The organism is Cellvibrio sp. (genome assembly GCF_053579595.1).
Map to the genome: position 1 here is coordinate 1 of NZ_JBRFPI010000213.1, position 7875 is coordinate 7875.

The 7875-nt window shown below is 47.8% G+C and carries 6 protein-coding genes and 1 riboswitch; of the genes, 4 read left to right on the plus strand and 2 right to left on the minus strand.

The genetic code is table 11. The features are described 5' to 3' along the window. Positions 1-564, minus strand: a 564-nt coding sequence (locus ACWA6V_RS13495; protein WP_449522980.1) for a TonB-dependent receptor plug domain-containing protein, incomplete at its 3' end; no start/stop codon positions are given. Positions 565-686: 122 nt separating this feature from the next. Continuing rightward, positions 687-878, minus strand: a riboswitch (cobalamin riboswitch). A gap of 359 nt (positions 879-1237) precedes the next feature. On the opposite strand from ACWA6V_RS13495, the gene ACWA6V_RS13500 reads away from it, so the two are divergent. The 3 genes from ACWA6V_RS13500 (at position 1238) to ACWA6V_RS13510 (ending at position 5899) form a co-directional block, all read left to right on the plus strand. Next, on the plus strand, positions 1238-1879 hold the full coding sequence (locus ACWA6V_RS13500; RefSeq protein WP_310073544.1) for a PEP-CTERM sorting domain-containing protein: 642 nt from the start codon (positions 1238-1240) through the stop codon (positions 1877-1879). A 241-nt stretch (positions 1880-2120) separates the two neighbouring features. Then, the gene (locus ACWA6V_RS13505) at positions 2121-4478 is read left to right on the plus strand and encodes a TonB-dependent receptor (protein ID WP_449522984.1); all 2358 of its coding nucleotides are present in this window, start codon (positions 2121-2123) and stop codon (positions 4476-4478) included. A gap of 101 nt (positions 4479-4579) precedes the next feature. Next, positions 4580-5899, plus strand: a complete 1320-nt coding sequence (locus ACWA6V_RS13510; RefSeq protein WP_449522981.1) for a 5-methyltetrahydrofolate--homocysteine methyltransferase — start codon at positions 4580-4582, stop codon at positions 5897-5899. Positions 5900-6047: 148 nt separating this feature from the next. Here the strand turns inward: ACWA6V_RS13510 and ACWA6V_RS13515 are convergent, their stop codons facing one another. Then, positions 6048-6659: a M15 family metallopeptidase gene (locus ACWA6V_RS13515; RefSeq protein ID WP_449522982.1), complete on the minus strand. Its 612-nt coding sequence runs from the start codon at positions 6657-6659 to the stop codon at positions 6048-6050. Between the two features lie 300 nt (positions 6660-6959). On the opposite strand from ACWA6V_RS13515, the gene ACWA6V_RS13520 reads away from it, so the two are divergent. Continuing rightward, entirely contained in the window at positions 6960-7760 is an 801-nt protein-coding gene (locus ACWA6V_RS13520) for a PEP-CTERM/exosortase system-associated acyltransferase (protein ID WP_449522983.1), read from the plus strand. Positions 7761-7875 lie beyond the last annotated feature (115 nt).

Here is a 7875-nt window from a genome sequence, read left to right on the forward strand (position 1 = left end):
AAGATTATCAGTACCGATGGTTGCACTGATTGATCCATCCACTTCACCAGCAACCGCACGACGGGTGATGATATTGATCACACCACCAACCGCTTGATCACCGTAAAGAACACCCGCACTGCCCTGCACAATTTCAATGCGCTCTACATCTTTTAATGAGACGGTATTTAACGCAGGTGCAGCGAGTGACGGATTATTTAATTTGCGTCCATCCACCAGCACCAACACGTTGTTAGCACCCGACAAACCGCGCATGGAAGCAGTCACATTGCGCGCGCCGCTACCGTCTGAGTCTGTTAATTGAATCCCCGCTTGCGTGCGCAACACTTCAGATAATAACTTTGCACCACTTACGCGAATTTCTTCTTCAGTGATAACTTTAATTTGTGTCGCAACCGGCATCTGCACGGTTTCGCTGCGTGTTGCGCTCACATAAACGGTTTCAAGCTTTTTCTCTGCCGCAAATGTTATTGGAGCGATGATACAAACAATGGCAGCACTCAGGCTGCTGATTAAAAACGCGCGCGATTGGACGGGCATTTGGTTAGTTGACTTTCTAGACATGAGATTCCTCAATCCTAAATGGGATGAGGGAGGGAAAGCGGAAAAAGAGGTATGGACGCAGCCCAAAATACACACAGATTTCCACCGATGTTGCCCTCCGCGACATCGTGAACAAAAGGAGCTATGGCTCCGGGTGTGAGGCTGGTATCGGACTCATGCTGCAAGCAGCATTTACCGTTGCGGGGGCAGTGTCGGGGTTGTATCACCTTTACTCTCTATTGGCGAATACGCACCGACTTCCCATTGACTCTGATCCTGGCGCTCTCGTTACAGAGAGTAATTGCCCATCAGACACCTCGGCGCGCAAGTTACGAGGTTACTTAGGGCGAGTCAAGCGCCAATAACCCATCTCGATTTTACCGATTCAGGCATCTGCCTATTAATAATTAAAAAGTCTATTTCGATATAACTGATAGAACCGTCAACGTCGAAATGTTTTACAGTGCACATAATTATTGCTTGATCTATCACCTCAAAACCCTTGCGCACCAAGCCACAGCATAAATTGGCCTCCTTTTTGCTCTACATTTTTCAGCAATCCTTTTTAGGGCAATATAAAAAAAAGATTGCTTTTCTGATTCTTCCCTAGTTCATGTTGTTCCCGATATTTTTCGGGGAATAAACAACACACCGGGACGTATATTTAAATTCTAAAGTTTAGGAGAACTTTACTATGTCAAACTTTCTCACCAAATCATTGCTCGCATTAACTGCATGCTCTGCACTCTTGTCTTCTGTTGCTTTTGCAGTACCAGTTACAGATGTTCAGGAGTATGCGAATAACACCGCTACCGAATATTTTGTTGACCAAGACGCTAACAAATACAACTCACCCTATTACAGAGGCGCTCAGGAAGATTGGGGCTGGAACCATGCTGCTATCGCAGGTACCTTCACCTCAATCGTGTTGGATATTTCTGCCTTTGACGTAGATGAGTTTGCTCCAGGCTGGCAAGGTGAAATCGACATGATTTATGTGTTCGATGGCAGCAGCTGGTTAGGTATGGGTAATCTGGACGGCGCAAATGATATTTGGGCTTTCACTTCTATCGATTTGACTTCATACAGCTGGGCACAAGCTCAGGTTAATGCTGGCTTGCAAGTCAAAATGGATATCGATTTGAATCAAGAAGGTTGGTATGTCACTTTGGGTAAAGCAACCCTGACTGTTGATGGCGGCAACCAACAATGCGTACCAACTCCAGGCGTTCCTTGTACTCCAGTGTCAGAGCCTACCTCTCTCGGTTTGCTTGGCTTGGCGTTGGCCACCCTTGGTCTTGGCTTGAGACGCAGAAAAGCAAAAATCGCTGCTTAATAGCGATTTAGCTTTTGCCCCAAAAAGCCCCATCCACAAGATGGGGCTTTGTTGTTTTTATAGCCCTGCCTTTTCCTCAAACCTCTCCCCGACAGATATTTAAACACTCCACCGCAAGCTTTGTTGCCCACGTAAACGTTATAGTATAACATCACAGAAAATTTCAATCGCTAGTCAACCTGACTGGCAAATCTGTTTTGCTACTGTTGTGGAGAGAGAGATGTTGGTTATCAAGAAAAATATGACTAAGTCCTTGCTGTGCCTGGCAATAGTCGCCGCCAGCCACTCGGCAATGGCGCAAGTGCAAGGCGTGGTGCGCGATGAACAAGGGCAGCCAATTGCCAACGCCAGTCTGGATGTGGTGGGTTCCAACCTACAGATACGCACCAATGCACGCGGCGAATTCAGCCTTCCTATCCAAACCGGTAAAGAAGTCGAGCTGCATGTAAAAGCCCCGGCATTTATGCACAAAACCTTTCATCTTGCGCAGGGCGATCAACCTGCCGAGCTGGTACTGAGCAGCACCGCAATGGAAGTGGTGAATGTGGTTGGCCTGCCTTGGCACGCATCCAATATGGAATCGGCGCAGCCAGTGACTGTGCTGGGTGGTGAACAACTGCGCGACCGCCAGGCATCTACGCTCGGTGAGACGTTAAAAAATGAAGTCGGGGTCCACTCCAATTATTACGGCCCGGTGGCGAGCAGCCCGATTATCCGCGGCCTTGAAGGTCCGCGCGTCTTGATCGCCCAGAATGGATTGGACGCTGGCGATGCCTCACGCGTTGGCCCCGACCACGCCGTGGCAACCGAAGCCTCAACCGCGCGCCAGATAGAAATCCTGCGCGGCCCTGCCACCTTGTTTTATGGCAGCGGTGCGATTGGCGGTGTGGTGAATATCGTCGATGACCGTGTACCGCAAGGCACCGATACCTACGGCGAATGGCGTTTGGAGCGCGACTCCGTCGCCAATGACAAACTTGTCTCCGCCAGTGGCAATACCGGCGTGGCCAATGTGGGTTTGCATATGGATGGATTCTGGCGTGAAGCAGACGATTATAAAATCCCCGGCGCTGCAGAAATCGAAACTCATGAAGAGCACGAAGAGGAAAATCACGCAGAGCACAACGAAGATCGTTTAGCCAACTCATCCACTGAAGCAAAAGGTTTTAACCTGGGCACCAGTTACATTGTGGATGAAGGTTTTGTCGGCCTTTCCTATGGACATCTTGAACGCCAATACGGTATTCCCGGTCACGGCCACGAAGGCGAAGCGGTGGATGTTTACGCCGATTTAAAACAGGACCGCGTGCAATTCCTGAGTGAACTCTCGCTTGACGACGACTGGTTCAGCGCAATCAATACCCGTTTTGGTTTTACCGATTACGAACACAGCGAAATTGAAAATGGTGCGATTGGAACGACGTTTAACAACGAGAGCCAGGAAGCGCGTATCGATTTATTCCACCACCCACTCGCGGATTGGCGCGGTGCAGTGAGTGTGCACTACAAACACGCCGACTTTTCGGCAATTGGTGAAGAGGCATTCACACCACCCAGCGATACCAGCAGCGTCGCATTGGCGGTAATGGAAGAGCGTCACTTTGGCGATGTGCTGGTGCAATTAGGTGCGCGCATCGAACAAGTCAAAGTATCAGCAGACAACATGCGCGTCGATTTAAATGAACATCACCATGAAGATGAAGGCGATCACCACGACGAATACTTAAGCGTATTTTCTATCGATAACGAATCAACACCGTTTAGTGCCTCCGCCGGATTGGTGTGGGATTTCACCCCCGGCTACAACCTCGCCTTTTCTTACACCCATGCAGAACGCTCACCTTCTGCAGCAGAATTATTTTCATTCGGCCCACATATTGGCTCGGGCTTGTATGAAGTGGGCGCACTGCTACAAGTCGTGGAAGATGAAGCAGGTGAATTTCATTTTGATTTGACGCGTGCGGATATCGAGTTGGAAACCTCCAACAATATCGACCTTTCGCTGCGCAAATTCGAAGGCGATTTTGGTTTTATCCTCAACGCGTTTTACAACAGCATCGACAATTATTACTACCTGGCCGATACAGGCATGACACGTGAAAGTGCGCATGACCATGCAAGTGAAAGCGGTGAAGATGAACACGAACATAGCAGCGAATTACCGGTATTTATTTATCAGGCGCGCGACGCAAACCTCTATGGTTTTGAAGGCGAAATCATTTGGCAATTGAGCACGCCGTTCAAACTCAGCCTCACCAGTGACTATATTCGCGCGCAATTGGATGAAGGCGGCGATTTACCGCGCATTCCACCATTTCGGGTCGGTGCGCGCGGTGAATATGAAATCGGTAACTGGCGCGCCGAATTAAGTGGCCAACATTATTTCGAACAAGACCAAACCGCTGCCTTTGAAACCAACACCGACGGCTACACGCTCATTGATGCGCAAGTGAGTTATTTGTTCAGCGACCAACTAAAAATTTATCTCAAAGGCCACAACCTCACTGACGAATACGCACGCGTGCACGCTTCCTTCCTCAAGGATAAAGCTCCGCTACCCGCACGTTCATTTGCAGTAGGTATTAGCGGCAATTTTTAGTCCTTAATTTATTCTAATCCACTAGGCATTAGTCATGCCCGCGCAGGCGGGTATCCATAACTATTGTCTGAAATAAGCAGTCTTCAAAAGGTAAACGAGAAATGAAAACAAATGTGCTACCGAGCCTTACATTGTTATTTGTTGTCGCGCTTCTCAGTGGTTGTGGCGGCAGCGATACCAAAATTGTTGAACGCGAACCTGTCCCTATCGACGATGACCATGATCACGATGATGAAGTAACAACACAGGGACGCTTGTTAATTTCCATCAAAGACCAAGCTAAAGTCAGTGTGGTTGATCTCAATGAGAAAAGCGTCTTACATGAAATGGCTGTGAGTGAAGCGCCCAGCGCGCTCTACTCAAGCCCGAACAATCGCTACGGTTTTATTATTCAGCGCACTGCTGACCGCGTTGATGTTATCGATGGCGGATTGTGGCAAGAGGATCACGGCGATCATTTACACGATTACGAGCAAGCTCCAAAACAGATGTTGTTCAGTACCAACAAAACACGACCAACACACTTTACCGGCACCGATAAACAATCCGTGATTTTTTTTGATGGCAACGGCGAGACTGCCACACCCGCCAGTGTGGGCGTATTTACTGAAACAGATATTACCAACAATACCGCAGGCACAGTACTGGAATACTCTACCCATATGCACGGTGCAGCCCAAGGGCGTGGGGATTATTTAATTTCCACGGTGCGCGATGCAACCACCACCAGCACCCTGCCTGACCGGGTTGCGGTTTATCGCGCGCACAATGGTTACTTTGTGGATGAAACTATTTTCAACGAAACCTGCCCCGGCCTGCACGGCAGCGCACAAAATGAAAACCAAATTGCGTTTGGCTGCACGGATGGAATCTTGGTTATCACCCAAACCGGTACGACGTTCACCGCGAAAAAAATTGCCAACCCCGCAATTTTTACCGGTACCACCCGCATAGGCACTGTGATTAGCGACAATTCTGTGGATGAGTTTATCGGCATAGCGGCAGGGCAATTTTATGCAATCAATACCAGCACCAATACCATCACCCCTGTTAATTGGATTGATGCCAGCATTACTCCTGCACCCACAGCTAGCAGTTATGGTTTTGCCGACGACGGAGCGCTTTTTGTAATTTTGGATAATCAGGGCAAGCTAACTATTTTAAAAAGCGACGACTGGAGCCTTAAGGCACGAGTACAAACCATTACCAGCGATATCACAGCACTGCCTACCGGCAGCAAATTTGAACTAGCATTAACACCAGGGCACTTTGCGTACGTGAGCGATCCAATTGCCAACCAGATTAAACAAATACATTTGGATGAGGCAAAAGTGAGCACCACAATCCAATTGGATTTTGTACCTAATAAACTGACTTGGTTGGGTATTGCAGAACCTACAGCAGGAGAACACTCGCACTAACCAGGGAAAATTTATTGATTAATTGTGGCAGACGGCTTAAGCGGCAGCGGCTGGAGTGTAATCACCCGCCGCTGAATTAACACTCCGATTTATGGTTTTTATGTCTGGCAGTATAGAAGCTAAACGGATGATTCACCAAAACAGGGCATTAGCTATATACGCCTTTGCCTGACGCTTTGCGCGCACGCAATTCAGCCAACATATCGCGCTCTGCCAAGTTGGCGGCCCATAGTGGCCGCAGTTGGTAGTGGGGTTGGTCGACAATGGTTTTCCAATTGCCGCCCCACTCCAAACCTAATTCCATCCCCAATACCCCCACCGCTTTGTATTTGTGAGAATCCCCCAGATATTTAGCCCCCTCAAAAATACCTATATCAAATGCGATACCAAAATTGTGGTTGGAAAACCCACCCTTTGCATTAGTGACTTTATTACCCGGCGCGGTTCGCCCCTGCGCATACAACGCATCTTGTTCTTCATAGGTACGCAAACCGCTCAGGATTTTTATCGACATGCCATTCGCACTGGCCTTTTGCACCAGCGCACGCGCAAAGGGTTGGACTTCCGGCAGGAGGGTTGCGATAGTTTTTTCACTGCGCGCATCAACGGGTTCCAAAGCGCCCACCACTTGCACCATTTCAGCTTTAGTGACCTTACAGATTTTTTTATAAATCGCACCCCATGTTTCCGGCCCGGCTTTACCATCCACGCCTATACCCAACTCTTGTTGTATTGCAGTAATCATTTCATCGATACGCATGCTGCTCTCCTTAAACATCACAGGGTTAATGATGGAGTTTTAACGCACAAATAATGACGCAGGGAAACGGCTCTACTAGAGCACAGGTACACGAATGGGTAAATGCCGTGAATAGCACAAAAGCGAATAATCAAAAATTTGCATAGCATTAGTTGTTAGTGCATATCTGCTCTACAGAAAAATAGCGAATACAGATTCTGAATATACTGGATTACCCATAGAATTATTTAGTTAGGCAAGAGAGCAAATCCGGGCACTACAATATCTCTTGATACGATTGGAAAGGAAAACAGGGAATATATGAAATCACTCAAACAAACAGCTACTGACCAGGTTATTAGTACCACACCACAAAAAAATGCCGCCGCACTGGCAAGCGATGAAGCAGAATTAATTGCCAAACACTTTTCCAATTATTTAAAACCACAATTGGCCAAATCCGAAGCATTAAAACAGGAGGTATATAAACTTCGCTATCAAGTCTATTGCGAAGAATTACATTTTGAAGAAACTAACAATCACCATATCGAACAAGATGAATTTGACCTGCGTTCAATCCACTGTTTTATTCGCCACGCCAGTTCCGGTGCACTCGCTGGCACACTGCGATTAATTGCCACACGCAATAGTGATGAACTCTTGCCGATGGAAAAATTCTGCCCACAGGCGATTACCGATGAGCAATTGCGCCCACGCCATTTTTTACCGCACCAGATTTGTGAAATATCGCGCCTCGCCGTACCACTCACGTTTAGAAAACGGCAAGTAGACCAATTTGCCGGTGGCGCCACTGGTGCCATCAACGAACAAACCTTTTCCACACAAGAACTTCGCTTTTTTCCCTATATCGCCGTCAGTTTATATTTATCCGCAATCGCACTCTGCCATAAAAACCGGATCCACCATGTGTTTGTAATGATGGAACCCAGATTGGCGCGCAGCCTGAATTTTGTCGGCATCCACTTCACACCGATTGGCGCACCCGTGGAATACCACGGCAAACGCGCTGCTTATTATGTGGACGTACGCCAACTGCGCAAAAAACTGAGCACGGGGTATCGCAAATTATTGGCGATGATTGAAAAGGAATTATTTAGTTAAAACACGGATTGTGTAGGGGCGCCGCTTGCTGCGCCCCTATGTATATGACACAAAAATAATGTCCAGGCCCTGAAAATTAATTAGTCCGTTGGTTTTGCAAAATCACCCGCGGCTC